Origin of the sequence: Streptomyces cyaneofuscatus, from assembly GCF_000718135.1 — a bacterium.
In the GTDB taxonomy this organism is placed as follows: domain Bacteria; phylum Actinomycetota; class Actinomycetes; order Streptomycetales; family Streptomycetaceae; genus Streptomyces; species Streptomyces cyaneofuscatus.
In genome coordinates, this window is sequence record NZ_JOEM01000001.1 from 168041 (window position 1) to 194809 (window position 26769).

Annotated in this window: 27 protein-coding genes; 13 read left to right on the forward strand and 14 right to left on the reverse strand. The window is 71.5% G+C overall.

Annotation, left to right across the window (positions count from 1 at the left end; genetic code table 11):
- Positions 1-156 precede the first annotated feature (156 nt).
- From IF17_RS0100840 to IF17_RS0100865, 7 genes are all read right to left on the reverse strand, one after another.
- Entirely contained in the window at positions 157-1797 is a 1641-nt protein-coding gene (locus tag IF17_RS0100840; RefSeq protein WP_030561093.1) for a dipeptide ABC transporter ATP-binding protein, read from the reverse strand.
- Entirely contained in the window at positions 1794-2783 is a 990-nt protein-coding gene (locus IF17_RS0100845; RefSeq protein ID WP_030561094.1) for an ABC transporter permease, read from the reverse strand. The genes IF17_RS0100840 and IF17_RS0100845 overlap by 4 nt, the downstream gene beginning before the upstream one ends.
- Positions 2780-3811 carry an ABC transporter permease gene (locus tag IF17_RS0100850; protein WP_051883844.1) on the reverse strand — a complete coding sequence of 344 codons (1032 nt, stop codon included), beginning with the start codon at positions 3809-3811 and terminating at the stop codon, positions 2780-2782. The genes IF17_RS0100845 and IF17_RS0100850 overlap by 4 nt, the downstream gene beginning before the upstream one ends.
- A 20-nt stretch (positions 3812-3831) precedes the next feature.
- Complete coding sequence (locus tag IF17_RS0100855) at positions 3832-5556, reverse strand: ABC transporter substrate-binding protein (RefSeq protein ID WP_030561096.1); 1725 nt, start codon at positions 5554-5556, stop codon at positions 3832-3834.
- 247 nt (positions 5557-5803) lie between these two features.
- Positions 5804-5899 carry an Ms4533A family Cys-rich leader peptide gene (locus tag IF17_RS1000000140195; RefSeq protein WP_309544399.1) on the reverse strand — a complete coding sequence of 32 codons (96 nt, stop codon included), beginning with the start codon at positions 5897-5899 and terminating at the stop codon, positions 5804-5806.
- A 78-nt stretch (positions 5900-5977) separates the two neighbouring features.
- Positions 5978-7468, reverse strand: a complete 1491-nt coding sequence (locus IF17_RS0100860) for a DUF3152 domain-containing protein (RefSeq protein ID WP_030561097.1) — start codon at positions 7466-7468, stop codon at positions 5978-5980.
- A gap of 8 nt (positions 7469-7476) precedes the next feature.
- Positions 7477-8442, reverse strand: a complete 966-nt coding sequence (locus tag IF17_RS0100865) for an alpha/beta fold hydrolase (RefSeq protein WP_030561098.1) — start codon at positions 8440-8442, stop codon at positions 7477-7479.
- A gap of 125 nt (positions 8443-8567) precedes the next feature.
- Here IF17_RS0100865 and IF17_RS0100870 point away from each other — a divergent pair, with 125 nt between their 5' ends.
- The 4 genes from IF17_RS0100870 to IF17_RS0100885 all read left to right on the forward strand — a co-directional run bounded on the left by IF17_RS0100870 (position 8568) and on the right by IF17_RS0100885 (position 10444).
- Positions 8568-8783, forward strand: coding sequence for a hypothetical protein (locus tag IF17_RS0100870; RefSeq protein ID WP_030561099.1), 216 nt, complete (start codon positions 8568-8570; stop codon positions 8781-8783).
- Positions 8784-8950: 167 nt separating this feature from the next.
- Positions 8951-9595, forward strand: coding sequence for a TetR/AcrR family transcriptional regulator (locus IF17_RS0100875; protein ID WP_030561100.1), 645 nt, complete (start codon positions 8951-8953; stop codon positions 9593-9595).
- A 159-nt stretch (positions 9596-9754) separates the two neighbouring features.
- A complete protein-coding gene (locus IF17_RS0100880; RefSeq protein ID WP_018489160.1) occupies positions 9755-9982 on the forward strand; it encodes a DUF3107 domain-containing protein in 228 nt (75 codons plus the stop codon).
- A gap of 189 nt (positions 9983-10171) precedes the next feature.
- A complete protein-coding gene (locus IF17_RS0100885; protein ID WP_030561101.1) occupies positions 10172-10444 on the forward strand; it encodes a hypothetical protein in 273 nt (90 codons plus the stop codon).
- Positions 10445-10469: 25 nt separating this feature from the next.
- On the opposite strand, the gene IF17_RS0100890 is transcribed toward IF17_RS0100885, so the two are convergent.
- Positions 10470-11216 carry a ferritin-like fold-containing protein gene (locus IF17_RS0100890; RefSeq protein ID WP_032771684.1) on the reverse strand — a complete coding sequence of 249 codons (747 nt, stop codon included), beginning with the start codon at positions 11214-11216 and terminating at the stop codon, positions 10470-10472.
- Positions 11217-11667: 451 nt separating this feature from the next.
- Between IF17_RS0100890 and IF17_RS0100895 the strand changes: the two genes are divergently transcribed.
- Both IF17_RS0100895 and IF17_RS0100900 read left to right on the forward strand, forming a co-directional pair.
- Positions 11668-13875, forward strand: a complete 2208-nt coding sequence (locus IF17_RS0100895) for a DEAD/DEAH box helicase (protein ID WP_030561103.1) — start codon at positions 11668-11670, stop codon at positions 13873-13875.
- 106 nt (positions 13876-13981) lie between these two features.
- Positions 13982-14839 (forward strand): alpha/beta fold hydrolase, encoded by an 858-nt coding sequence (locus tag IF17_RS0100900; protein WP_030561104.1) that lies wholly within the window; start codon positions 13982-13984, stop codon positions 14837-14839.
- Positions 14840-14842: 3 nt separating this feature from the next.
- On the opposite strand, the gene IF17_RS0100905 is transcribed toward IF17_RS0100900, so the two are convergent.
- Complete coding sequence (locus tag IF17_RS0100905) at positions 14843-15736, reverse strand: NYN domain-containing protein (protein WP_018510131.1); 894 nt, start codon at positions 15734-15736, stop codon at positions 14843-14845.
- A gap of 172 nt (positions 15737-15908) precedes the next feature.
- Here IF17_RS0100905 and IF17_RS1000000139170 point away from each other — a divergent pair, with 172 nt between their 5' ends.
- The gene (locus IF17_RS1000000139170) at positions 15909-16046 is read left to right on the forward strand and encodes a hypothetical protein (protein ID WP_167344499.1); all 138 of its coding nucleotides are present in this window, start codon (positions 15909-15911) and stop codon (positions 16044-16046) included.
- Between the two features lie 125 nt (positions 16047-16171).
- On the opposite strand, the gene IF17_RS0100915 is transcribed toward IF17_RS1000000139170, so the two are convergent.
- The 3 genes from IF17_RS0100915 to IF17_RS0100925 form a co-directional block, all read right to left on the reverse strand.
- Positions 16172-16777 carry a MarC family protein gene (locus tag IF17_RS0100915; protein WP_026241124.1) on the reverse strand — a complete coding sequence of 202 codons (606 nt, stop codon included), beginning with the start codon at positions 16775-16777 and terminating at the stop codon, positions 16172-16174.
- Between the two features lie 135 nt (positions 16778-16912).
- Entirely contained in the window at positions 16913-17779 is an 867-nt protein-coding gene (locus tag IF17_RS0100920) for a PHP domain-containing protein (RefSeq protein WP_030561106.1), read from the reverse strand.
- 99 nt (positions 17780-17878) lie between these two features.
- Positions 17879-18556 carry a DUF6758 family protein gene (locus IF17_RS0100925; RefSeq protein ID WP_030561109.1) on the reverse strand — a complete coding sequence of 226 codons (678 nt, stop codon included), beginning with the start codon at positions 18554-18556 and terminating at the stop codon, positions 17879-17881.
- 171 nt (positions 18557-18727) lie between these two features.
- Between IF17_RS0100925 and IF17_RS0100930 the strand changes: the two genes are divergently transcribed.
- Positions 18728-19969 carry an MFS transporter gene (locus IF17_RS0100930; RefSeq protein WP_030561111.1) on the forward strand — a complete coding sequence of 414 codons (1242 nt, stop codon included), beginning with the start codon at positions 18728-18730 and terminating at the stop codon, positions 19967-19969.
- Between the two features lie 19 nt (positions 19970-19988).
- Here IF17_RS0100930 and IF17_RS0100935 read toward each other — a convergent pair whose 3' ends face one another.
- Positions 19989-20573 carry a suppressor of fused domain protein gene (locus tag IF17_RS0100935; protein ID WP_030561113.1) on the reverse strand — a complete coding sequence of 195 codons (585 nt, stop codon included), beginning with the start codon at positions 20571-20573 and terminating at the stop codon, positions 19989-19991.
- A gap of 455 nt (positions 20574-21028) precedes the next feature.
- Between IF17_RS0100935 and IF17_RS0100940 the strand changes: the two genes are divergently transcribed.
- Positions 21029-22156 carry a magnesium and cobalt transport protein CorA gene (locus IF17_RS0100940; RefSeq protein WP_030561115.1) on the forward strand — a complete coding sequence of 376 codons (1128 nt, stop codon included), beginning with the start codon at positions 21029-21031 and terminating at the stop codon, positions 22154-22156.
- A gap of 29 nt (positions 22157-22185) precedes the next feature.
- Positions 22186-22707, forward strand: coding sequence for a hypothetical protein (locus tag IF17_RS0100945; protein WP_030561117.1), 522 nt, complete (start codon positions 22186-22188; stop codon positions 22705-22707).
- Between the two features lie 60 nt (positions 22708-22767).
- On the opposite strand, the gene IF17_RS0100950 is transcribed toward IF17_RS0100945, so the two are convergent.
- Positions 22768-23529, reverse strand: coding sequence for a hypothetical protein (locus IF17_RS0100950; RefSeq protein WP_030561119.1), 762 nt, complete (start codon positions 23527-23529; stop codon positions 22768-22770).
- 163 nt (positions 23530-23692) lie between these two features.
- Here IF17_RS0100950 and IF17_RS0100955 point away from each other — a divergent pair, with 163 nt between their 5' ends.
- Genes IF17_RS0100955 through IF17_RS0100965 form a run of 3 tightly spaced genes read left to right on the forward strand, consistent with a single transcriptional unit; the run spans position 23693 to position 26700 of the window.
- Positions 23693-24967, forward strand: a complete 1275-nt coding sequence (locus IF17_RS0100955; RefSeq protein WP_030561121.1) for a magnesium transporter MgtE N-terminal domain-containing protein — start codon at positions 23693-23695, stop codon at positions 24965-24967.
- Positions 24957-25523, forward strand: a complete 567-nt coding sequence (locus IF17_RS0100960; RefSeq protein WP_030561124.1) for a DUF1003 domain-containing protein — start codon at positions 24957-24959, stop codon at positions 25521-25523. The genes IF17_RS0100955 and IF17_RS0100960 overlap by 11 nt, the downstream gene beginning before the upstream one ends.
- Before the next feature lie 43 nt (positions 25524-25566).
- Positions 25567-26700, forward strand: coding sequence for an Mrp/NBP35 family ATP-binding protein (locus IF17_RS0100965; RefSeq protein WP_030561125.1), 1134 nt, complete (start codon positions 25567-25569; stop codon positions 26698-26700).
- The last annotated feature ends 69 nt before the right edge of the window (positions 26701-26769 follow it).

Sequence of the window (26769 nt, forward strand, 5' to 3'; positions counted from 1 at the left end):
CGTTGGAACGGCGACTCGCAGCGGGACGACCGTAAGCGGATACGCCGGTGGTGCGACGGACGGTTGTCCGTCGCACCACCGAAAGGGGTGAACCGTCGTAACTTTCCCGCGCCGGTCGCGTTCCGTCGCGGTACGACGGTCGGTTGTTACGGAGGGTCAGGCTGCGGCCAGTTCCCTGCGGGCCGCCCGGCGCGCCGCCGCCAGCCCGGGATCGAGCGCCGGAACAGCCGCCAGCAGCTGCTTCGTGTACGGGTCCTGGGGGTCTCCGTACACCTCGTCGGCGCTGCCCTGTTCGACGATCAGGCCGCCGCGCATCACCGCGACCCGGTCGCTGACCTGCCGGACCACGGCGAGGTCGTGGGCGATGAAGACCAGGCCGATGCCCAGCTCGCGCTGGAGTTCGGCGAGCAGCGCGACGACCTGGGCCTGGGTGGTGACGTCGAGCGCGGAGACCGGTTCGTCGCAGACGATGACCTTCGGCTCGGCGGCCAGGGCGCGGGCGATCCCGATGCGCTGGCGCTGTCCGCCGCTGAACTCGTGCGGGTAGCGCTCGAAGTGCGCCGGGTCGAGCCCGACGCGCTCCAGGAGTGCGCCCACCCGGTCCCGTACGCGCCCCTCGTCGCGCTCCCCGGCGGCCCGCAGCGGGTCGGCCACGGACTCGCCGACCGAGCGGCGCGGGTTGAGCGAGGCGACCGGGTCCTGGAACACCATCTGGAGCTCGCGCCGGAAGGGCCGCAGCTCCTTCTCCGACAGCGAGCCGATCTCCGTACCCCCGTAACGGAGCCGGCCCGCCGTCGGGTCCAGGAGGCGGACCAGCATCCGCCCGAGCGTGGTCTTGCCGCTGCCGCTCTCGCCGACGATGCCGAGCGTCTGCCCGGCGTGCACGGTGAGCGAGACCCCGCCCACGGCGGCGACCTTGCCGCTCCCCCGGCCGAACTCGCGCCGCAGGTCGACGGCTTCGAGCAGCGGAGTCACGTCCTCCGCAACACGCTGCGAAGGCACCACCCGCCGCGTCTCCACCCTCGGCACCGCCGCCAGCAGCTCCTTCGTGTACGCCTCACGCGGCGACCCGAGCACCCGTGCCACCGGTCCGCGCTCCACCTCGCGGCCCTCCCGCATGACGAGCACGTCGTCCACGCTCTCGGCGGCCACGCCCACATCATGGGTGACCAGCAGCAGCCCCATGCCGGTCTCCTGGCGCAGGGTGTGCAGCAGGTCGAGGATCTGGGCCTGGACGGTGACGTCGAGCGCGGTCGTCGGCTCGTCCGCCACGATCAGCCGGGGCTCGCAGGCCAGGGCCATCGCGATCAGCGCCCGCTGCCGCATCCCGCCGGAGAACTCGTGCGGCCGCAGCCGGGAGCGGCGGGCCGCGTCCGGGATGCCGACCCGGTCCAGCACCTCGACGGCCCGGGCGCGGGCGGCCTTGCGGGAGGCGCGGTGGTGGACCCGGTAGACCTCGGCGATCTGGTCGGCCACCGGGTGGTACGGGTCGAGGGAGGAGAGCGGGTCCTGGAAGACCATGGCGGCCTTCGCGCCCCGCAGCGCCCTGAGACCGGCGTCGTCGGCCGCGTTCACATCCGTACCGGCGACCTTGACCGTGCCGCCGACCCGGGCGCCCGTCCCCCGGTGGAGGCCGAGCAGGGCGTAGGCGGAGGCGGACTTGCCGGAGCCGGACTCCCCCACCACGCCGAGGGCGCCGCCCGCCTCCAGGGTGAAGGAGAGCCCGTCGACGGCCCGTACGGAACCGAAGTCGACGGTGAGGTCGGAAACGTCGACCAGTAGCTCACGCGTCGTCATGAAAGGACCACCCGTCGGTCGGCCAGCGCGTACAGCAGGTCCGCGGCGGCATTGGCGAGGACGACGAAGAACCCGGTCACCAGCACCATGCCGACCACCACGGGCAGGTCGACGACCTTCACCGCGTTGACCAGTTCGCGCCCGATGCCCGGGATGCCGAAGAGGGACTCGGTGAGCACGGCGCCGCCGAACATCGTGCCGAAGTCCAGTGCGCTGAGGGCGATGACGGGCGCCACCGCGCCCCGGAGCGCGTGCCGGCCGATGATGGCCCGCTCCCCGACCCCGTACGCGCGGAAGGTGCGCACATGGTCCTCGGCGAGGGTCTCCAGCATGGCGCTGCGGGTGAGCCGCGCGTACTTCGCGGACTCGATCAGCGCCAGCGACACCCAGGGCAGCAGCAGCCCCCACGCCCACTGTTCGGGGTCCTCCGAGAACGGGACGTACGAAGGGGCGGGGAGCCACTGGAGGGTGGAGCAGAACACGATGATGAGCAGCAGCCCGATCACGAAGACGGGCGTGGCCGAGCCCGCCAGCGTCAGCCAGGTCAGGACGCGTTCGGTGAGCCGGCCGCGCCGCCAGGCGGAGAGCACGCCGGTGCCCACACCCAGCAGCAGCCAGCCCGCGAACGCTCCGATCACGAGCGATCCGGTGACCGGGAGCTTGGCCAGGATGAGCTGGGTGACCTGCTGGTCGGACTGGTAGGAGACGCCGAGGCAGGGCGCCGAGCAGTGCTCCACACCGGTGCCGGTGGAGAAGTCGCGCCCGGCGACGATGCCCTGGAGGAAGTGCCCGTACTGCACGTACAGCGGGTCGTTCAGCCGCAGTTGCTCGGTGACCTGGGCGACTTGGGCGGGTGAGCAGCGCGGGCCGCAGACGAGCTGGGCGACATCGCCGGGGGCGACGTAGAAGATGCCGTACAGGATGGCGGTCAGGGCGAACAGGACGAGGACGGCCCCGCCGAGCCGCCGGATGAGAAAGCCGGTCATGCCGCGTCCTCCTTGGTCCGCTTCGTGCCGACGCGGGTCTGCTTGGTGCCGGCGCGGGTCCGCTTTGTGCCCACGCGCAGCCGGGAGGCGGCGCGCGGGTCGAGTGCCGTACGGACGCCTTCGCCGAGGACGGTGAGCGCGAGGACGGTCACGAACAGGAGCCCGGCCGGGAGCAGGAGATAGGTCGGGGCCGCCTGGTACCAGGTGTCGGCCTCGGTGAGCATCTGGCCCCAGGACGGGGTCGGCGGTTTGATGCCGACGCCGAGGAAGGAGAGGGCCGCCTCCACGATGATGTTGGTGGGGAAGGCCAGGGCGGCGTACGTGATCACAGGGGCGGCGAGCGAGGGCAGCAGCTCGCGACGGGCGATGGACCACTTCCCGCGTCCGCTGAGCCGGGCCGCCGAGACGAAGTCGAGGGACTTCAGGGTCAGCGCCTGGGCCCGCACGATCTTCGACGTACCGGCCCAGTTGATGCCCCCGATGACCAGGGCGATCAGGACGGGCCGGGGGAAGGTCTCGGGGACGATCGCCAGCAGCGCCAGGGCGATGACCATGATCGGCAGGGCCACGTTGATGTCGGTGATCCGGCTGAGGAGCTGGTCGACCCAACGGCTGCCGAGCGCGGCGGTGAGGCCGATGACCAGGCCGAGGGTGATCTGGAGGACGGTGGCGAAGAGGGCGACGCCGAGCGAGACCCGGGCGCCGTAGACGATCCGGGCGAACAGGTCGCGGCCGGTCTGCGGTTCGACGCCGAGCCAGTGGTCGGCGCTGATGCCGCCGAAGGGGCCGATGGGGACGCCGCCGGCCGCCGAGTCGACGAGATCGGGGTGGTAGGTGTTCGGATCCTGGCCCGCCACTGCGGTGAGCAGCGGCGCGGCGAGTGCGACCAGGACGAGCAGGAGGACGACAAGGGCCGCGGCGAAGGCGGCGCGCTGGGCGCGCAGCCTCCGCCGGAACAGCCGGGCCCCGGAGGCGGGGGCGACGGCCGGCGCCGCTCCCGCCTCCTGGACCAGCAGGGCTTCGGACATGGTGAGGTGACCGCGACCCGCTACTTGACCGCGACCTGGGAGACGTCGAGGACGCCGGTCCAGTCGCTGATGACGATGTTCTTGACGTCCTGGCCGTACAGGCGCTTGTAGACGGGGTGGAACAGCGGCACGGTCAGCGCCTTCTCACCGATCTTCTTGTCGAGCGCGCCCCAGCGGGCGGCGGCGGCCTTCAGGTCGGTCAGCTTGTTGATCTCGTCGATCTCCTTGTTGACCTCGGGGTCGTTCAGGAAGCCGGTGTTGTAGTTGGCACCGTTCTCGACGATCTGCCGGCCGTCGAAGATCGGGGCGAGGAACGGACCGCCGGAGGGCCAGTCGGCACCCCAGTGGGCGAGGAAGAAGCCGGGCTCCTTCTTGGCGTCGTGGATGGTGTCGGAGTAGTCGTTGTCCTCAAGGCCCTGGAGCTTGACGGTGATGCCGGCCTTCTTGAGGGCGGCCTGGAGCGCGGTGGCGATCTCCGGGCTGGTCTCGAAGTCCTTGGCGTTGGAGTGGGTGAGGGTGACGGTCAGGCCCTTGTCGTACCCGGCCTCCTTCAGCAGCTCCTTCGCCTTCGCCGCGTCACCGGTCTTCCCGGCCGGGAAGTGGTCGTAGGGCGCGTGGCCGAAGGAGTCCCGCTCGGGGAGGAAGGTGGTGGCGGGCTCGGCGAGCGAGGAGCCGCCGGCCGCGTTGATGACCGAGGAGCGGTCGACGGCGTACGAGATCGCCTGACGCACCTTCGGGTTGTCGAAGGGCTTCACCTTCGGGTTGAAGGCGATGTAGTTGGTGTAGCCGAAGTGGCCGGTGCCGACGCGGGCGGCGAGCTTCTTGTCGCTGCTGACCTTGGCGAGTTCGGCCGGGCCGAGGTTGGTGTCGGTGGTGACGGCGGCGGCGTCGGGGCCCTGGGAGGCGGAGAGCCGCTGGTTGATGACGGCGGCGTCGAGGCCGGAGCGGACGTCGATCCGGTCGGGGTAGGCCTTGCGCTCCTCGTCGGTCTTGGCCGACCAGTGCGGGTTGCGCTCCAGGACGAGGCGCTCGCCGTCGTTCTCGTTGGTGACGACCTTGTACGGGCCCGAGGAGACGGGGTGCTCCTCGTACTTGGTGCCGGTGTCCTTGGCCTTCGGCACCGGGGTGGTCTGGGTCTGCGTCGCCAGGAAGGGGAACTCGCCCTCGGGCTTGTTCAGCCGGAACACGATGGTCCGGTCGTCGGGCACCTCGATGGAGTCGAGGCCCTTCTTGTCCTTGTACGGGCCCTGGTAGTCGGCGCCGCCGATCAGCCAGTCCCGCAGGTAGGGGGCGCCGCCGGAGAGTTCGGGGGCGAAGGAGCGCTCGATGCCGTACTTGATGTCGGCCGAGGTGATCGCGGTGCCGTCCTCGTACTTCAGCCCCTCCTTGAGGGTGTACGTCCACACCGTGGCGTCCTTGTTGGGCTTGCCCAGGTCGGTGGCGAGGTCGGGGACGACCTGCGCGCCGTCGGCGCCGTCCTCACGGTTGCGGGTGGTGAGGGTGCGGAAGACGAGGGAGGGGATGTTGCCGCCGCCGGAGGTGTAGAGGCGGGCGGGGTCGAAGTCCTGCTGGGTGTTGCGGTTCAGGACGGTGAGGGTGCCGCCCTTCTGCGGCGTGCCCTCGGCGCCGGAGCCGCTGTCGCCGCCCTTGCTGTCCCCGGGACCGCAGGCCGCGGCACCCGCGGCGAGGACGAGGGTGACGGTGGCCGCAGCCACGCGGCGCGATATGACGGACGGTTGACGCATCGGAAGATGACCTCTCGGATGTACTGCGAAACTACGCGGAAGGGGAATGAGAAATCCGCGCAGGCGACAGCACGAGAAAGGCCCCCGGCCTGAAAAGCATGAAAGAGGGCCGACCGGGAAAGGAATTGCCGCGCCTGCGGACGGAGTGAAAGTCCAGGCGCGGCGGTCACGGGGCCGTCGGAGCCGTTCAGGGGCTCACGGACGGGTCACGCGAAAAGAGAAAGCCGGCTGCGCGCTCGGACAGGCGTCAGCGACAGAGAATGTCGGCTACGCAGTGCCCGGTCACGCCGAGAAGCGCCAGCTCAAGGGCGGCGATCTCGGAAGGTGCGGGGCTGCGTGACATGCCGAGAAATATGAACGACCGCCTTGACCGCTGTCAAAGCGGAACAGGACGGCCGTCTCGGTATGCGGACACGCGTCGTCAACTACCGGGGTGCACCCAGGGGTTGGGCTTGCACTTGATCCCGTCGATGTCCAGGGATTTGGTCTGCTGCTGCATCACCGGGGCCAGGGCGCCGGGCGTGCGGCAGCTCACATGGTTGTAGCCGAGCCGGTGGCCGACCTCGTGATTGATGAGCATCTGTCGATAGGGCAGCAGCTTCTTCGGACCGAAGGTGGCGGAACCCTGTGCCCAGCGATAGGCATTGATCATCACGCGGTCGGTCGAGGCCGAATCGCACGAGACATTGTCGATCGTCGTGTCCAGACCGGATTTCGCACACCATTCACCGGTCGTCCCGGGGCTGGCGAGCGTGATCACGAAGTCCGGGCTCCCGGAAGAGATCCGCTCGAAGGTCATCGCACCATTGTGCGCCCAACTCCGGTCGTCGTTCAGCGTCTTCTGGACGGCTTCGGCGAAAAGCCCGGCGTCGAGGGAGAGGCCCTTCTCGACATCGATCCGGTAGCGGTACTTCTGGCCCTTGCCGGGCGCCTTCGCCAGTCCGGGGACGGCCTCGAATTTTCCGGTCGCCTTCAGGTCCGCGGCGAGCGTGAAGGGCTGCGCCATCTTCTCGCCGTACGACAGGGGCTTGACCTCGGGGGCCCGCGTCGCGGGGTGCTCGGGGGTCGGGCGGGCGTCCGAGCGCGAGGCGCCCTCGCCGCCGTCCCGCTCCACACCGGCCGCCCGCTCCGCCGCCGTCCGGCCGGCGGAGTCCTCGGCGACCTGTCCGGCCACCACGACCGCGAGCACGGTCGTCACCGCGGCCGCGGCGATCCCGGTGAAGGCGCGCCCCTTGCCGCCCTTGGGCCCATGGCGCTCGGCGGGCTCCGCATCCGGCGCGTCGCCCGGCTCCTCCGGAGGTCCGGCGGCTTCGGCGCCGGAGCCGGTGTCCGGCGCGTCGGCCGGTGCGGGCGCATCGGCGTCGAAGGCGTCGACGAACTCCCGGCGGGGGCCCGGCATCGTCTCGGGGCCGGCGGCGGCCTGCTGACGCCCCGTCCGCCCGTCGGCGGCGCGCTGGGCGGCCTGCTGGGCGTACACCTGACGCGCCACGGCCTGTTCCCGGGCGGCGTCTTCACGCGCGGCGTCCTGGTCCGGGCGGCCCGGCGCCCCGTACGGCTGCGCGTACGCCGGGCCGCCGGAGGCCGCGGCGCCGTAATACTGCTGCCCGGCGGCCCGGGGGCCGCCGTAGGTCTGCTGCGGACCGGTGCCCCAGCCGCCGCCCGGCTCATGCTGCTCCGGGTGGCCGCCGCGCACCTGGGGGGCGTCCTGGAAGGGCGCGGCCGGGTAGGGGGCGTTCAGGAACGCGGTGTCCGGGTGCGGTGCGTGCGTGTCGGCGGGGGGTACGGGCCCCTGGCGCCTGCGCCGGCCGCCGCCGGAGGAGGCGGGGCGGGGTACGGCGCGGAAGGCGCCCGGATCCGCCGCTGCGGCGTCCGGGCGGGTGGCCTCTGCGCCCTTTCGGCTGTGTCGTCCCACGCCCCGGATCAGCTCCCGCCGCCATCGTCGAGCAGTTCCCGGAACGCCTGGGCGACCGCCTCCGGGTACTCCATCATCGCCACGTGCCCCGCGTCGGGCAGGGTCAGCAGCCGGGCGTCGCGGAAGGCCGCGGACGCCCTGCGTGCCATCCGGTACGAGACGAGCTGGTCCCGTCCGCCGTACACGAGCTGGGTCGGTGCGAGCACCCGCTCGGCCTGGCGCCACAGTCCGTGCTGGCCGCCCAGGGTGTACGCGTCCACGATGCCCCGGGCCGAACGCGTCATCGCGTCCCAGAAGTACGGCAGCTCCAGCCGGCGCTCCATCTCGGCCACCGCATGGCGGAAGGCCTCGTCGGAGATCCGTGCCGGATCGCCGTAACAGAGTGCCATGACTCCGCGCGTCCGCTGCTCCGCCGTCCAGCCCTTCGTGAGCCGGGCGAACAGGGGAGCGACCCCCGGCACCGCCAGCAGGCCGGTCGGTACGGCGGGCCGCTGCACCCGCCACTCGGGCAGTGCGGGCGAGATCAGGGTGAGGGTGCGCACGAGGTCGGGGCGGACGGCGGCGACCCGGACGGCGACCGCGCCGCCCAGGGAGTTGCCGAAAAGATGGACGGGTCCGCGCCCCCCCGCGTCGAGCAGCCGGATCACCGCACGGGCGTGCCCGGTGATCGAGTAGTTGCCGTCGTCCGGGGGCGGCGAGTCACCGAATCCGGGCAGGTCGACGGCGTCGGGGTCGACCACGTCCGCCAGCAGCGGCATGAGGGCCGACCAGTTCTGCGAGGACCCGCCGAGCCCGTGCACGAAGAGCGCGGGCGGCAGTCCCGTCCGGTCGGCGGGCCGCGAACGGACGGTCAGCGTGAGCCCCGGCAGGGCCACCGAACGCAGCCGCTCGCCCTCGGCGACCCGGACGGCGCTGACCGTGGGAGCCACCGCGGCGGCGATGGCTTGGGTACCCGGCAGCTCGGTCGAAGACATGCGGCAATGTTACGAGACGATCACGCCCCCGTTCATGTGTTCGCGGTCACAGGCCGCATCGCGGGGTAGGTGTGTTGCTCCTACGCTTCAGAGGAAGCGGCTACAGGGGAAGAAAAGGAGTGACCATGACGGTCGACCCGAGCGACCCGGACACCTTCGAGAGCACCGAGCCGGACGCACCCGGCCCGGAGGCCCCGGAGGCGGATGCCGCCGAGCAGCGGACGGAGATCCGGCCGGAGAAGGACGAACCGGCGGAGAGCGTCGACCCGGCCACCGCCAACGAGGCCGATGCGGCGGAACAGCGCAGGGTGATCCCACTGGACGAGGACGATTACCGGTAGACCGCCCCGCTTTGTCCCGGGCCCCGGAGAACTGTGGCTTCCACCCGCGTCCGGTCCGTGAAATTCTGCGTCCGCGCCGCGCGCACCGGGGTTACCCAAAAGTACGATGGCTGTACGGCGCAGCGTGTACGGATCGGCTGTACTGGAACACACATTTGGGAGGCGGCGTGAGCGCCATCGAGCAGACAGAGGCAGCGCGCCCGCGGGGCACACGCCTTCCCCGCCGCGCCCGACGCAATCAGCTGCTGGGCGCCGCGCAGGAGGTCTTTGTCGCACAGGGCTACCACTCCGCCGCGATGGACGACATCGCCGAGCGGGCCGGCGTGAGCAAGCCGGTGCTCTATCAGCACTTCCCCGGCAAGCTGGAGCTCTACCTCGCCCTCCTCGACCAGCACTGCGAGTCGCTGCTCCAGGCCGTCGTGACGGCGCTGGCGTCGACGACCGACAACAAGCTGCGCGTCGAGGCGACGATGGACGCCTACTTCGCGTACGTGGAGGACGAGGGCGGCGCCTTCCGGCTGGTCTTCGAGTCCGACCTGACCAACGAGCCCGCCGTACGCGAGCGGGTCGACCGGGTCTCCCTCCAGTGCGCCGAGGCGATCTCCGACGTGATCGCCGGGGACACGGGCCTGTCCAAGGACGAGTCCATGCTCCTCGCGGTGGGCCTCGGCGGGGTGTCGCAGGTGGTGGCGCGCTACTGGCTCTCCAGCGGCTCCAGCATCCCCCGGGACACGGCGGTGCAGCTGCTCACCTCGCTGGCCTGGCGGGGTATCGCGGGCTTCCCGCTGCACGGCGTCGACCAGCAGCACTGAGCCCTCCGGGCGGCGTGGACACCCTGTCGCGGCCGCGTCCCGGAGCGTGTTCGCTGCGGGCGTTGCCGGTCGGGCCGTGAGGCGTGGTCCCACCGGGCTAATGTGGCTGCGTACGGCGCGGTTCGCCGCGCAGGGACTGACCGTCGGAGGGACATAGCCGTGGAGGTCAAGATCGGGGTGCAGCACTCGCCCCGCGAGATCGTTCTGGAGAGCGGGCTTTCCGCCGAGGACGTCGAGAGCGCGGTCGCCGCCGCACTGGGCGGCAAGGCGGAGCTGCTGAGCCTCACGGACGACAAGGGCCGCAAGGTCCTGGTGCCGGCCGACCGGATCGCGTACGTGGAGATCGGTGAGCCGACCACACGGCGTGTGGGGTTCGGCGCGCTGTAGTCCTCGGACGCGGTGAGCACGGGAGCGGCCCGGCGGGATCTTCCCGCCGGGCCGCTCCCGTATGCCGTGCGGCGCGAAGCCGTACCCGTAAGAGTTTCCCCAGCTCGGCGGAGGGTTGTACGGCGTGGGCCGGGGGTAGTACCGCAACGACCGATTTGCCCGCCCCGCACACCCCAGCGAGGTGACTTAGTGATCTGGGAATCCTTCGGCGCCACCGTGCTCGGACTCGCCCTGTCCTGGGCGGCGGTCCGCTCACTGGCCGACCGGCTCCCCTCCGCCCGTGCTGTTTATCTCACCGGCACGCTGGGAGCGCTGTTCGGAGCGTTCCTCACGCATTCCGCGCTGGGCCCCGGCCACGGCGTGGCCACCCTGATCGGCGCCGTCTCCGTCGGGGCGGTGACGCTGTCCCTGCTGATCCGCCCGCGCGGCCGCCGCCTCACGAGGTCGGCGGCGGCCCAGTAGCCCGGTGGCCCGCAGTCCCGCGGTGTTACGCGGCCAGCCCCAGCGCGGCCATGCGCTTGGTGTGGGCCTCGGTGATCCGGGAGAACATCCGGCCCACCTCCGCCAGGTCGAAGCCGTCCGCGACGCCGCCCACCAGCATCGTCGAGAGCGCGTCGCGGTCGGCGACCACCCGCTGGGCCTGCGACAGCGCCTCGCCCATCAGCCGGCGGGCCCAGAGCGCGAGCCGCCCGCCGAGCCGGGGGTCGGCCTCGATCGCGGCGCGCACCTTCTCCACCGCGAAGTTCCCGTGGCCCGTGTCGTCGAGCACGGCGAGGACCAGGGAGCGGGTGTCGGTGTCGAGCCGGGCCGCGACCTCCCGGTAGAAGTCACTGGCGATCGAGTCGCCGACGTACGCCTTGACCAGGCCTTCCAGCCAGTCGGACGGCGCCGTCTGGCGGTGGAAGTCGTCGAGCGCCTTGGCGAACGGTTCCATCGCGGCGGTCGGGTCCTCGTCGATCGCCGCGAGCCGGTCGGACAGCTGCTCGAAGTGGTGGAACTCGGCGGAGGCCATCTTCGCCAGGGCCGCCTTGTCCCCGAGGGTCGGCGCGAGTTTCGCGTCCTCGGCGAGGCGCTCGAAGGCCGCCAGCTCGCCGTAGGCGAGGGCGCCCAGCAGGTCCACGACGGCGGCACGGTACTGCGGCTCCGCGGAGGCGGTGGCCCAGTCCTGGGCGGCGATTCCGGTCGCTCCGGGCGCTTCTTCGGGGTGGTCAGTGGCGTTGTCAGGCGTCTCCATGAACCGCACAATAGCCCGCCCGACGAGGGGCGGAAGGGTCCGGTGGGGAGGGGACATCACACCGTTCCGATGAATTCGTCCAACACACATGCGCGAATCCGGGGTACAGTGGTATTGCGCTTACTGAGCATTTTCCTGTGCCAGGGGCGCGTCCTTTGAATGAGGATGCCCGGTCGGTGGCCCGATCGGCTCCGACCCGACAGCCCTCCACGCGGTGCGTACGACACGTACGACTGCAGATGAGGGGCCCCCTCAGCGGCACGAGCGCTCGAGCGACGGCAGTGGTCCCGCGCCACCCGGCCCATCCACGGCCGGATGACCAACCCCGGCACGGTACGACCCCCAGCGTTCGCCTCGGACCGCGTCTCACAGAAGAGGCAGCACCCTGACTACGTTCCGAGACCTCGGCATTCTTTCCGAGACGGCCGAAGCCCTTGAGGCAGTCGGCATCATGTCCCCCTTCCCCATCCAGGAGCTGACGCTCCCCGTGGCGCTCTCCGGCTCCGACGTCATCGGCCAGGCCAAGACCGGCACCGGCAAGACGCTCGGCTTCGGACTCCCCCTCCTGGAGCGCGTGACCGTCCCCGCCGACGTCGAGGCGGGGCGCGCCACGCCCGAGCAGCTGACCGACGCGCCGCAGGCGCTCGTCGTCGTCCCCACCCGTGAGCTGTGCCAGCAGGTCACCAACGACCTCCTGACCGCCGGCAAGGTCCGTAACGTCCGCGTTCTCGCGATCTACGGCGGCCGGGCCTACGAGCCCCAGGTCGAGGCCCTCAAGAAGGGCGTCGACGTGATCGTCGGCACCCCGGGCCGTCTGCTGGACCTGGCGGGCCAGCGCAAGCTCGACCTCTCCCACATCCGCGGGCTCGTCCTGGACGAGGCCGACGAGATGCTGGACCTGGGCTTCCTGCCCGACGTCGAGCGCATCATCACGATGCTGCCGCCCAAGCGCCAGACGATGCTGTTCTCGGCCACCATGCCCGGTGCCGTCATCAGCCTCGCCCGCCGCTACATGTCGCAGCCGACGCACATCAACGCCACCTCGCCCGACGACGAGGGCACGACCGTGAAGAACACGGTCCAGCACGTCTACCGCGCGCACAACATGGACAAGCCGGAGATGCTCTCCCGCATCCTCCAGGCCGAGGGCCGCGGGCTCGCGATGATCTTCTGCCGTACGAAGCGGACGGCCGCCGACATCGCCGAGCAGCTGGAGAAGCGCGGCTTCGCCTCCGGCGCGGTCCACGGCGACCTCGGCCAGGGCGCCCGCGAGCAGGCGCTGCGCGCCTTCCGCAACGGCAAGGTCGACGTCCTCGTCTGCACCGATGTCGCCGCGCGCGGCATCGACGTCGAGGGTGTGACCCACGTCATCAACTACCAGTCGCCGGAGGACGAGAAGACCTACCTCCACCGCATCGGCCGCACCGGCCGCGCGGGCGCCAAGGGCATCGCGATCACGCTGGTCGACTGGGACGACATCCCGCGCTGGCAGCTGATCAACAAGGCGCTGGACCTGAAGTTCCCGGACCCGCCGGAGACGTACTCCACCTCGCCGCACCTCTTCGAGGAGCTCGGCATCCCGGCGGGCACCAAGGGTGTGCTGCCGCGGGGCGAGCGGACCCGTGCCGGTCTGCGCGCGGAGGAGGTCGAGGACCTCGGCGAGACCGGCGGTCGCGGCCGCAAGTCCGCCGCCCCGGCCCCGGCCCGTGAGGAGCGCGAGCCCCGGACGCGTACGCCGCGTCAGCGCCGCCGCACCCGTGGCGGGACCTCCGAGGAGGGCGGCGCCGCGACGGTGCCCGCACCCGCTAAGGAGGCCACGCCGGTCACTCCGGCCGGTGACGAGGCCCCCGAGGGTCCCCGTACGCCGCGCCGCCGTCGCCGTACGCGGGTCAGCGCTGCCGACGCCGTGACCGAGACGGCCGCCGTGGCGGTCGCCGAGGCTCCGGCCGCTGCCCCGGTGGCTGCCGTCGCCGAGACCGTGGCCGTCGTCGAGGCCGAGCCGGTCGCCGAGGCCGTCGCGGAGACCAAGCCGCGCCGCCGTCGCAGCCGCGCCGCCGCCAAGCCGGTGGCCGAGGCCGTGGCGCAGGTTCCCGTCGCCGCGCCGGTCGAGGCCGGGTTCCAGACCGTGGCCGTCGCCGCGGGCATCGCGGAGCCGGCCGCCGAGCCGGCCCCGACCAAGCCGCGCCGCCGCACCCGGATCGTGAAGCCCGCCGACGAGGTGGACTTCCAGATCGCCCCGGCCTCCGAGCCGGAGCCGCAGTCGAAGACCCGCCGCCCGGCCCGCGCCACGAGCCGGCCGAAGGCGGAGTCGAAGCCCAAGGCCGAGACCAAGCCGAAGACGGTGACCCGGCCCAAGGCCGACGCCGCTACGGCTGCCGAGTCGACGCCCAAGGCCGAGACCAAGCCGAAGAGGGCATCGAGGGCGAAGGCCGCGGCCCCCGCCGAGGCCGTCGCGCCGGAGGCTCCCGCCGCCGTGGAGGCCGAGGCCAAGCCGCGCCGCCGCCGGGCGACCCGCAGCGTCACCTCGACCGCGACCCAGGAGGCCGCTGTGGTCTCCGAGGCCGAGGCCGTGGTGAGCGAGGCCGCCGCCGAGGCGAAGCCCCGCCGCCGCCGCGCCACCCGCGCCGCGGGCCAGGCCACGGTGACGACCGAGAGCTGACGGTCCCGCGAGACCCATCAGGCCCCGGCCCCCGCAGATGCGAGGGCCGGGGCCTTCTCGCTGCCCGGTGATGCCCCCGCCCCGTCCCGGCGATAGCCTCGGGCCCATGAGCCGCCCGCCCACCTTCACGCCGCCCGCCTGCGCCACCTCCCGCGTCCTGCACACCGCGCGCGGCGACTTCGCCGTCCTGGACGCCGTACCGGCGAACGCTCCCGCACGCGCCACCGCCCTCCTGCTGCCCGGGTACACCGGCAGCAAGGAGGACTTCGTCGCGCTGCTCGAACCGCTGTGCGCGGCCGGGTACCGGGTGGTCGCCGTCGACGGCCGCGGGCAGTACGAGTCGGAGGGAACGGACCGCCAAGAGGCTTACGCCCAGGGGGAGTTGGCCCGCGATGTGCTCGCCCAGGCGGCGGCCCTGACCGGTGGTGAGGGGACGCTGCACCTGCTCGGGCACTCGCTCGGCGGCCAGATCGCCCGCGCCGCCGTCCTGCTCGACGCCACCCCGTTCCGCTCGCTGACGCTGATGTCCTCCGGCCCCGCCGAGGTCGTCGCCGCCCAGCGGGACAAGGTGAAGATGCTGAGCGACGCGCTCTCCGTGCTCACCATGGACGAGGTGTGGGAGGCGATGCGGGCCCTGGACCCGCCGCAGGACGCGGACACCGGCGACGGCGAGGACATGCGCCGCCGCTGGCTGCGCCATAACCCGGCACAGCTGATCGCCACCGGCGCCCAGCTCTCCGCCGAACCGGACCGGGTGGACGAGCTGGCCGCCCTCGGGCTGCCCGTCCACGTCCTGTCCGGCGAGCGCGACGACGTATGGCCGGTGGAGCGGTTCGACGCGATGGCCCGGCGGCTCGGCGCCCACCGCACCACGATCGCCGGGGCCGAGCACTCCCCCAACACCGCCCGCCCGCACGAGACCGCCGAGGCGCTCGCCGCGTTCTGGGACACCGTCACCCTCTAGGGATCAGTACTGCGACTGAAGGTGCTGCCAGAACCCGTCCCGCAGCGCCCGGCGCAGGTGCGCGTGGCCGCGCAGCGAGTGCTGGAGCAGGCGTTCGGCCTCCACCAGCAGGTCCTGGTCGACCGAGCCCGGCAGATAGGGGTGGCCGGGCAGCAGGTCGGCGAGGGACTCGCGGCCTCGGGCGGCGAGCCAGGCGGCGGCGATCTGGGCGCCGACGAAGCGGACGTCCTCCCGGGAGGGGGCCGGGGTGTCGTCCTCGTACGTGGTGACCGGGCGCCGGGTGACGTACGGGCGGCAGAAGTCCAGGTCGAAGGTGCGCTGGCTGTCGACCTCCCAGAGCAGCGGTTCGGCCTGGTTGCGGCCCTCGCCGGCCTCGATGCCCCAGAGGTGGACGCGCGCCCCGTAGCCCTGGGCCGCCTCGACCGCCGAGACCAGGTCCTCGTCGCCGCCGATGAGGGCCGCGTCGCTGATGGCGCGGTGCCGGGCCAGCGATTCGAGGTCGGTGCGGATGAGGGAGTCGACGCCCTTCTGCTGATTGTTGGCGTTGAGGTTGCCGAGCCGCACCTTGACGTCGGGGAGTTCGGCGATGGCCTGCTGCTCGGTGGTGTGGATGCGGCGCCTGGCCCCGTCGTACCAGTACACGCGCAGCAGCCGGCTGTCCGCGAAGATCGTGCGGGCCTTGTCGATGAAGGCCTCGATCAGCCCTTCGGCGTCGAGGTCGAACGAGCGGCGGTCCTCGGTACCGGTGACGAGCAGCCCGGCCGCGGCGTACACATAGCCCGCGTCCACGAAGATCGCGTGCGTGGAAGGGGTCTTGGAGACCTCCCCGAGCACGCGCTGGAGCAGCTCGTTGGTGCGGTCCAGACGCTCAACGATATCCGCCGGGTACTTAGACATCCAAAAAATTTCCTTAGCGTAGGGAATGTTTGTACCGGGCAAGCCGTTGTAACACTCGTGGAACGCGAGGGAAGCCTCGCGTTCCTATCCTCGCGGGTAGGCCGTATCGCCCGCGCCAGTAGTTCTCCAGCAGGAGGATCAGACGAAGGGAAGCCATATGCGCTTCGAGATCATGCGACTCGACGACGTCGACGGTACCGCCGTGGACAGCACCGTCGTGGACGCCGCCTCCGTCAACCGGATCGTGCAGCAGGCCGCAGCCATAGGCCAGCGCATCTACATCCGGCCGGCCGACAGCTCGGCTTCGTAACGCTTCAAGGGTCTTGGCTTCGGTGAACTGACGCCTGATCACGCATTGCGCCGCTAAAGACGAAGCGCCCCCGCACGGAAGGACCGTGCGGGGGCGCTGTGGTGTCCGGAGGGCACCCGCGCGGGTCAGGAGGTCTGGATGACCTGGGTGACGCCGTTGATGATCTGCTGTACGGCGATGGCCGAGAGCATCATTCCGGCGAGCCGGGTCACCAGGACCACCCCGCCGTCCTTGATGATGCGGATGATCACCAGCGAATAGCGCATCGCCAGCCAGAGCACCACGTGCATGGCCGCGATCGCCGACCACACCGAGAGCTGGCCGCCGAAGCCGTCGGCGTGCTGCACGGCCAGGATGACCGAGACGATCGCGCCGGGACCGGCCAGCAGCGGCATGCCCAGCGGTACGAGCGCTACGTTGACGTCCTTGGTCTGCGTCGGCTCGTCGGTCTTGCCGGTCAGCAGGTCCAGTGCGATGAGCAGCAGCAGGAGACCGCCCGCGATCATCAGGGCGGGCACGGAGACATGCAGGTAGTCGAGGATCTGCTGGCCGAGCAGACCGAAGACGGCGATCACGCCGAAGGCGACCGCGACGGCCTGGAGCGCCATCCTGCGCTGCACCTTGGCAGGGCGGCCCGCGGTGAGGGCCAGGAAGATCGGGGTGATCCCGGGCGGGTCCATAATCACAAAAAGGGTGAGAAAAAGGGATCCGAAGACAGCGACGTCGAACACAGTGAGCCTTGCGAGAGATGAGCGGGCGGTACGGGGGCGCGCGGGCCCGGTCGGTCTGCCGTCGGCGCACGACGGCAGGGGTGAAGGGGCGCGAGGAGTGGAACGGTGAGGCGGTGGAGGCGAGGAGGCCAGGCCCTAGCGGCGGCCGGTTCCGCCCGCGCCCGGCACCGGGAAGGCTCCCGTGGCGCGCCGGGTGATCTCGCCGTAGATCTCGGGGTCGGTGGTGTACTCGCCGAGCCCGACGGTTTTTCGGCTGCCGTGGTAGTCGCTGGAGCCGGTGGGCAGGAGCCCCAGCTCCCGGGCGAGACCGCGCAGCCGGGCCCTGGTCGGCTCGTCGTGGTCCATGTGGTCGACCTCGATGCCGTCCAGGCCCGCGGCGGCGAGCGCGGCGATCGTGGCCTCGGGGACCGTTGCACCGCGCTTCGAGGCGGCCGGGTGGGCGAAGACGGTGACGCCGCCCGCCGCCTTGACGAGCCGGACCGCCTCGAAGGGGTCGAACTCGTGCTTCGCGGCGAAGGCCCGTCCGCCGTTGCCCAGCCAGTCGGGCGTGAAGGCGTCGGAGACCGTGTCCACGACGCCCAGCTCGACGAGGGCGGCGGCGACGTGCGGGCGGCCGACCGAGCCGTCCCCGGCGATCCGGGCGACCTGCTCCCAGGTGATGGGGACGTCGAGGGCGCGGAGCTTGCGGACCATCTCCTGGGCGCGCGGCACCCGGTCGTCGCGGACCAGTTCCCGGGCGCGCTCGAACTCGGCGTCGGCGGGGTCGAAGAGGTACGCCAGCATGTGCATGCTCACGCCGTCGACCCGGCAGGAGAGCTCGGCGCCCGTGACGAGGGTCAGCCCTTCGGGCAGCGCGTCGATGGCCTGCTTGTGGCCGCCGACGGTGTCGTGGTCGGTGAGCGCGACGACGTCCAGGCCCGCGGCGACGGCGTTGGCGACCAGCTCGGCGGGGGTGTCCGTACCGTCCGATGCGGTGGAGTGGGTGTGCAGGTCGATGCGCACGACGCGTGACTCCAGGGCTCGCGGGCGGACGGGGGACCGCTCAAGGATAACCGCCGCACACCAGGCCCCCGGCCGGGATCACGCCCCGTCCGGCGTGATCTAGCGCTCGCCCGTCGCCTGCCGGGGCGGCGCATCCGGGGCTGCGAGCAGGCGCGGAGTCAGGGCCCCGCACGGTACGAGGTCCACCTCTCCCCCGGCGTCGCGCAGGTCGGTCAGGACCAGCTCGTCGTACATCAGCAGCCCCGACTGCTCGGGCCACAGGATCGCCCACAGCCACAGGCCGCGCGCCTCGCCCGCGAAGACGGCCCGGTCCTCCGGGGCGTTGCGGACGTGCCAGAGCGGGGTGGGGCGGCCGGCCGCGTGGACCTTGGCGTCGGGGGCGGAGTCGACGTTCAGGTGGGGGCCGGGGTCGAGGCCGTCGATCCCGGCGTACCGGGCACCGAGTCCGACACCGAGCTCCTCGGCGACGAGCAGCAGCTCACCCATGCCGCCCAGCGGTCCGGGACCCGAGCAGGCGACGACGGTCGCGCGGCCGCCGCTGCGGTCGTCACCCGCGCCGGCCACCCCGGTGAACAGCCAGCCCACGGGGAGTGGCCAGGGCATCCAGACGGGCACCTGCGAGCGGTGCACCACGACGCCGAGCGCCTCGACGCTCGGCGGAACGACCGGCTGCATCGGGTGCACCTGGCCGTGCACGGAGCACTGCCAGGCGTCGGCGAAGAGACCGGGCGCCCTGACCCGGCCACCGCACTTCGGGCAACTGGGTTCGCCCCTCATAGAGCCCAACGGTCCTCCCCGCCGGTCGCCGCGTCAAGGACGATCACCCGTCCGCAGCGTGGCCATCATCCCGGAAAATAGATGTAACTTGCATTTATTAGTTCGTCTAACTTAATCTGTGGAGGACACATCGATCTGGAGGAGAGAAGGAGTCGGCCCATGCCAGCACCCATGCCAGGAGAGGACCCGTTCGACGAAGGGGCCACGGCCACCAGCATCCTGCGCCAGCCGAAGGCCGTCTGGGCCACGGCGGGCGCCTCGGTGGTCGCCTTCATGGGGATCGGCCTGGTGGACCCGATCCTGCCGTCCATCGCCCAGGGTCTGGACGCCACACCCAGTCAGGTGTCGCTGCTGTTCACCTCGTACTTCCTGATCACCGCCGTCGCCATGCTCGTCACCGGCTTCGTCTCCAGCCGCATCGGCGGCCGCAGGACCCTGCTCGCCGGCCTCGCGCTCGTGGTCGTCTTCGCCGCGCTCTCCGGCACCTCGTCCTCCGTCGCCGAACTCGTCGGCTTCCGGGCGGGCTGGGGCCTGGGCAACGCCCTCTTCGTCTCCACCGCGCTCGCGGTGATCGTCGGAGCGGCGGCGGGCGGCAGCTCCGCCGCGATCCTGCTGTACGAGTCGGCGCTCGGCCTCGGCATGGCGTGCGGGCCGCTGCTCGGCGCGCTCCTCGGGAACGCCAGCTGGCGCTACCCGTTCTTCGGTACGGCGGCGCTGATGGCGATCGGCTTCCTCTGCATCGCCGCGTTCCTCAAGGAGCAGCCGAAGCCCGCCCGTAAGACCTCGCTGCTGGACCCGGTGAAGGCGCTCGGCCACGGCGGACTGGCCTCGGTGGCGGCCTCGGCCTTCTTCTACAACTACGCCTTCTTCACGATCCTGGCGTTCACGCCGTTCGTGCTGGACATGACCCCGTACAAGTCCGGCGCGGTCTTCTTCGCCTGGGGCCTGCTGCTCGCGGTCTTCTCCGTGTTGGTCGCCCCGCGCCTCCAGCGCCGCTTCGGCTCGCTCAAGGTGCTCGGGGCCTCGCTCGTCCTGCTCGCCGTCGACCTGCTGGTCCTCGGGTACGGGAACCACACCACGGCGGTCGTCGCCACGATCGTCTCCGGTGCCTTCATCGGTATGAACAACACCCTCTACACCGAGCTGGCCCTCGGCGTCTCGGACGCGCCGCGCCCGGTGGCGAGCGCCGGATACAACTTCGTCCGCTGGTTCGCCGCGGCGGCCGCCCCCTTCCTCGCCCCGAAGATCGAGGAGTGGACCGACATCCACATCCCGTTCGTGGTGGCCGCGCTCGCCGCCCTGGTCGGAGCGGCCGTCGTGGGCGTACGGCGTACGGCGCTGACCCACGAGGCCGAGGAGCTGGAGCCGGTCCACGCCCTGGAGGACAGCGTGAGCGTCTTCGCCGACCGGTGAGGGCCGGCAGGAAAGGGGCTCAGTCCAGCGGTACGGATGTGCGCAGCGGGTCGCGCAGGTCCGTGCCGTGCGTGAGCCACCGCTCCTGGAGCTCCTGCGCCCCGCGCACCCGCTTCCAGGCGGCCTCGTTGGGGGTCATCGGCAGCAGCGGCAGGAAGCGGACCGGGTCCATCGGCTCGTCCAGCTCCAGGTCCTCCACCAGACCCCCGGACTCCGCCACCAGCACCGAGGTGAACGGCGCGCCGGGCCACAGCGGATCGCCCAGGTCCAGTGAGGCCCCCGGCGCCACGATGAGCCCCTCGACCTGCGGGGAGGCGGCCAGCACGGCGAGGGGGCGCAGCACCTGGTCGGTGTCGGCGAGCCCCACCCGTACCGAGAGGACCAGCTCGGCGCGGGGGCCCTTCACCGGGTCGGCGAGCGGCGAGGTGGGGTCGGCCATCGGCTGCCCGGACATGCCGAGCGTGGCGTAGCGCACCACGTCGCCGTCGAGGAAGCGGAGCACCTCGATACGGTCCGTACCGAGGAACGTCACATCGGCGCGGGCGTCCGGTTCCCCGAGGGCCGAGCGGAGCCGGGCTTCGACCAGAGCGAGAATTTCTGCCATCCGGCGAGCATAGAGTGCGTGTGGAGTGGGCAAAGTAAGGGATTCGGTCCGGGACGGCTGATAGCCTGGCCGCCGGTCGGGACAGCACGCAGAAGCGTCGCTCTCTTCGTCCCGACGACACGTCGTCCCCCACGGGGGACCGGCCGGAGGAGGTGGGGACTGCTATGGATCCAAGTCGACCGTGCAGTACCGATCACCCTTCCGCGCACCGTTGTTCCCACTGAACTTCCCGCTGAACTGACGCCTCGTCGGCCATCACGGATGGCCTCCTGACGGTCGTTCGCCCCCGGAAGAGCACCAGGAATCCGCGGAAGAGTCTCCCGTTCTCTTGCCTGTCTGTTGCGAACGCCGTCATCGCGCCCGCGCGGTGGAGCCCGCTTTGCGGACGTGAGCGCACGTCCCCATTCCGGGCTGTTCCACGCCCTCGCCGACGGCCCTCCGTGAAGGAGCCAGCCATGTCGATGATCCGTGACCTGCGCGCTGCCGTGCGCCCCTCCCTGCGTCCCTCCCTCCGTAAGAACAGCGCCCCCCACAACGCGTACGACACCACCCGTGACCCGTCCGCCTCCAGCGCCGTCGTCGACTGCGCGGTCTACCGCGACGGCAGCCGCCTGGAGGGGTCCGCGACCCCGACGCCGCACGAGGCGATGCTGGAGGTGCGCGAGAAGGGCGGCTTCGCCTGGATCGGCCTGCACGAGCCGACGGAGGAGGAGTTCGCGGGCATCGCCCGGGAGTTCGGGCTCCACCCGCTCGCCGTGGAGGACGCCGTCCACGCCCACCAGCGGCCGAAGCTGGAGCGGTACGACGACACGCTGTTCACCGTCTTCAAGACCATCCACTACGTGGAGCACGCCGAGCTGACCGCGACCAGCGAGGTCGTGGAGACCGGCGAGGTGATGTGCTTCACCGGCCGGGACTTCGTCATCACCGTCCGGCACGGCGGGCAGGGTTCGCTGCGCGCGCTGCGCCACCGCCTTCAGGACGATCCGGAGCTGCTCGCCAAGGGCCCGTCCGCCGTGCTGCACGCCATCGCCGACCATGTGGTCGACGGGTACATCGCGGTGGCGGAGGCGGTACAGGACGACATCGACGAGGTGGAGATCGATGTCTTCTCCACCCCGGCCAAGGGCGGCCGGCGCGGTTCGGACGCGGGGCGGATCTACCAGCTCAAGCGTGAGGTGCTGGAGTTCAAGCGGGCCGTCTCGCCCCTGCTGCGCCCGATGCAGCTGCTCAGCGAGCGGCCGATGCGGCTGATCGACCCCGACATCCAGAAGTACTTCCGGGACGTCGCCGACCACCTCGCCCGGGTCCAGGAGGAGGTCATCGGCTTCGACGAGCTGCTGAACTCGATCCTCCAGGCCAATCTGGCGCAGGCGACCGTCACCCAGAACGAGGACATGCGCAAGATCACCTCCTGGGCGGCGATCATCGCCGTTCCCACGATGATCTGCGGGGTCTACGGCATGAACTTCGACTACATGCCGGAGCTGGAGTGGAAGTACGGCTATCCGCTGGTGCTCGGCCTCATCGGCGCGGTCTGTTTCTCCATCCACCGCATCCTGAAGCGCAACGGCTGGCTCTGAGCGTCGGCGGCCGGTCTAAGCTCCCGCCCATGACTGATGCTGCCGCCGCCCTGCTGGAGAAGGCCCTCGTCGAGGAGGCAACGAAGAAGTCCGGCCTCATCTGGGTCCGGGCCGCCGGGCCCGCCCGCGCGGTGTGGCACGTCTGGCACGAGGGCGCGGCCCACCTCGTCGGGGACGGCCCGGGCGAGCAGCCGCTGCCCGAGGGCCTGACCGACGGCGGGAGCGCCGAGGTCACCGTACGCAGCAAGGACAAGGGCGGCCGGCTCGTCGCCTGGACGGCGGCGGTACGGGTGCTGGCGCCGCACTCCGATGAGTGGGAGGCGGCCGTCGCCGAGCTGAAGGGCAAGCGGCTGAACGCGCCGGACGCCGAGGTGGTGACGGAGCGGTGGGCGCGGGAGTGCGCGGTGGTGCGCCTGACGCCCGAGGCGGTCAGCACGGAGCTGCCGGACACCTCGCTGGCCGCCGCCCCGCTGCCGACCGGGGCGACCACGCGGCAGCCCGTACCGGCCGGGCTTCCCCGGCTGCTGCTGAAGCGGCGGCGGAAGGGCTGAGCAGGCGGCGGGCTCGCTGAGGCCGGTCCGTAAACTCGCTGAGGCCGGTCCGTAAAAGGGTCAGCCGGAGGACTTCGGGAGCTGGCCGCCGTAGTCGACGGTGTCGTCGTCCTGCGGGGCCTCCAGCGCGACCGCGCGTCCCCAGTCGGCCAGGGTGACGGTGCCTCCGCCGCCGCCGCGGGCCACCCGCACCGGGTACGGCTTGCCTTCCAGCGACACGTCCAGCGCGCCGCCCTCGCCCTTGCCGCCGAGGAGCTGGATGGTGCGGCGGCCGGTGACGGTGTCCCGGGCGCCCTTGTTGAGGGTGCCGTGCAGCGTCAGCAGGCCGTCCAGCAGGACCTTCTTGTCGGTGAAGCCGCGCAGCTGGCGGTAGCTGGGATCGTCCTCGGGGACCTTCACGTACTTGCCGCCCAGCTTCTCGGCGGCCTCCTGGTCGGAGCGGCCCGCCCTGCCGTCCTCCTCGTGCAGCCAGAAGTCGGCGTCGGCCTTGATGAAGAGCTCGTCCTCGATCCGCAGGAGCACGAAGCTGCGCTTCTTGGAGGAGACCGACCCCGTGCCGCCCTTGTCGCTGAGCTTCATGTTCAGCATGTAGGTGCCGCCCTTGCTGACCAGGGTGCCCGCCAGCCGTACACCGTCGGCGCTGTCGGCCGCCGCTCTGGTCTTCGTGTCGATCTGCTCGGCCGAGAGTTTGCCGACCCCGTTGGTCCCCTTGTCCGGGTCCTCGCCCGCGCAGGCGGTGAGGGCCGCGATGAGCCCGCCGCAGAGCACGACGGCGAGCGCGGTCCGGCGATGATTCCGGACGGCCGGGGCAAAAGACGTCACGGGCGTACTGCCTCTCAACTGCGATCGGGGGGCAGAGCGCAGCGTACCCGGGCTCCGCGCACCGTCCGGCAGCCAGCCGTACGGACGGGTCCGCCGGGGCGCGCCACCACGGCAGGGGCTAGCCTGATCATGGCGTACGGCTGTTCACGGAAGGAGGCGGAGCATGGCGGCAGGAGCCCCCAGGGTCTTCGTCTCGCACCTGTCCGGGGTGCCCGTGTTCGACCCGAACGGGGACCAGGTCGGCCGGGTCCGTGACCTGGTGGCGATGTTGCGGGTCGGCGGACGGCCGCCGCGCATCCTGGGTCTGGTCGTCGAGGTGGTCAGCCGACGGCGGATCTTCCTACCGATGACCCGGGTGACGGGCGTCGAGTCCGGCCAGGTCATCACGACCGGCGTGGTCAACATGCGGCGCTTCGAACAGCGGCCCACCGAGCGGCTCGTCCTCGGCGAGTTCCTCGACCGGCGCGTGCGGCTGGTGGAGAGCGACGAGGAGGTCACCGTCCTGGACGTGGCGATCCAGCAGCTGCCCGCCCGCCGGGACTGGGAGATCGACAAGTACTTCGTCCGCAAGGGGCGCGGCGGTGCGCTGCGCCGCAAGGGCGAGACGTTGACGGTGGAGTGGTCGGCGGTCAGCGGCTTCTCGCTGGAGGAGCACGGGCAGGGCGCCGAGAACCTGGTCGCCACCTTCGAACGGCTCCGCCCCGCCGACGTCGCCAACGCCCTGCACCACCTCTCCCCCAAGCGCCGCGTCGAGGTGGCCGCCGCGCTGGACGACGACCGGCTGGCCGACGTCCTGGAGGAGCTGCCCGAGGACGACCAGGTGGAGATCCTCGGCAAGCTCAAGGAGGAGCGGGCCGCCGACGTCCTGGAGGCGATGGACCCGGACGACGCGGCCGACCTGCTCTCGGAGCTGCCCGAGGAGGACAAGGAGCGGCTGCTGACCCTGATGCGGCCGGACGACGCCGCCGACGTACGGCGTCTGATGGCGTACGAGGAGCGGACGGCGGGCGGTCTGATGACGACCGAGCCGATCGTGCTGCGCCCGGACGCCACGGTGGCCGACGCGCTCGCCCGGGTCCGTCAGTCGGACCTCTCCCCCGCCCTCGCCGCACAGGTGTACGTGTGCCGCTCGCCCGACGAGACGCCGACCGGCAAGTACCTGGGCACCGTGCACTTCCAGCGGCTGCTGCGCGATCCGCCGTTCACGCTGGTCAGCTCCATCGTCGACAGCGACTTGGTGCCGCTGCCGCCGGACACCCCGCTGCCGACCGTGACCAGCTATCTGGCCGCGTACAACCTGGTCTCCGCGCCCGTGGTGGACGAGAGCGGGTCCCTGCTGGGCGCGGTGACCGTGGACGACGTCCTGGACCACCTGCTGCCCGACGACTGGCGCGAGACCGACTTCCACGGCGAGGGGGGTATCCGCCATGGCCGCTGACCGGGAGGAGCGGTCGAAGGCCGCCTCCACGGGCGCCTCCGGGCTGATGCGCCCGCCGCGCACCCGGCTCGACCAGCCGAAGTCGCCGCGGCGCCGGCTGCTGCCGGAGTACGACCCGGAGGCGTTCGGCCGGTTCTCCGAGCGGATCGCGCGGTTCCTGGGGACCGGACGGTTCATCGTCTGGATGACGCTGATCATCATCGTCTGGGTGCTGTGGAACATCTACGCACCCAAGGATCTGCGCTGGGACGAGTACCCGTTCATCTTCCTGACCCTGATGCTCTCGCTCCAGGCCTCGTACGCGGCCCCGCTGATCCTGCTGGCCCAGAACCGGCAGGACGACCGGGACCGGGTCACCCACGAGCAGGACCGCAAGCAGAACGAGCGCTCCATCGCCGACACCGAGTACCTCAGCCGGGAGATCGCGGCGCTGCGGATGGGCCTCGGCGAGGTCGCCACCCGGGACTGGATCCGCTCGGAACTCCAGGACATGGTGAGAGACATGGAGGACCGCCGGATCCTCCTCACGTCCGAGAGTGACGAAGGCGACCGCTGACGCGCTACCCGCCCGTAGGGCCCGGCGCCGTAACATCGTCTGTATGGCTACGGAAGACGCGGTGCTTGAGGCACTGGCGACAGTGAACGACCCGGAGATCCACCGCCCGATCACCGAGCTGGGCATGGTGAAATCGGTCGAGATCGATCCTGACGGTGTAGTCGCTGTCACGGTGTATCTCACGGTCTCCGGCTGCCCGATGCGCGACACGATCACCAGGAACGTGACGGAGGCCGTCTCCCGGGTGGAGGGCGTCTCCCGCGTGGAGGTCACCCTCGACGTCATGAGCGACGAGCAGCGCAAGGAGCTGGCGAGCTCGCTGCGCGGCGGCACCGCCGAGCGCGAGGTGCCCTTCGCCAAGCCCGGCTCGCTGACCCGGGTGTACGCGGTCGCCTCCGGCAAGGGCGGCGTCGGCAAGTCGTCGGTGACGGTCAACCTCGCGGCGGCGATGGCGGCCGACGGGCTGAAGGTGGGCGTCGTGGACGCGGACATCTACGGGCACAGCGTGCCCCGGATGCTCGGCGCGGACGGCAAGCCCACCCAGGTCGAGAACATGATCATGCCGCCGTCCGCACACGGCGTGAAGGTCATCTCCATCGGCATGTTCACCCCGGGCAACGCGCCCGTGGTCTGGCGCGGCCCGATGCTGCACCGGGCACTCCAGCAGTTCCTCGCCGATGTGTACTGGGGTGACCTGGACGTCCTGCTCCTGGACCTGCCGCCGGGCACCGGTGACATCGCGATCTCCGTGGCGCAGCTCGTGCCGAACGCGGAGATCCTGGTCGTCACGACCCCGCAGCAAGCGGCGGCCGAGGTGGCCGAGCGGGCCGGTTCCATCGCCGTACAGACCCACCAGAAGATCGTCGGCGTCGTGGAGAACATGTCGGGCATGCCGTGTCCGCACTGCGACGAGATGGTCGACGTCTTCGGCTCGGGCGGCGGCGCCCGGGTCGCCGAGGGCCTGACCCGGACGGTCGGCGCCGAGGTGCCGGTGCTGGGCTCGATCCCGATCGACGTACGGCTGCGCGAGGGCGGCGACGAGGGCAAGCCGGTGGTCCTGTCGGACCCGGACTCCCCGGCCGGCAAGGCGCTGCGCGGAATCGCGGAGAAGCTGGGCGGCCGCCAGCGCGGCCTGTCGGGCATGTCGCTGGGGATCACCCCGCGCAACAAGTTCTGACAGACAGGACCAGCCCGTCCGGCGCTTGAGGACATCTTTCCCGTCCCCGGCGCCGGACGAGGCCGGGCA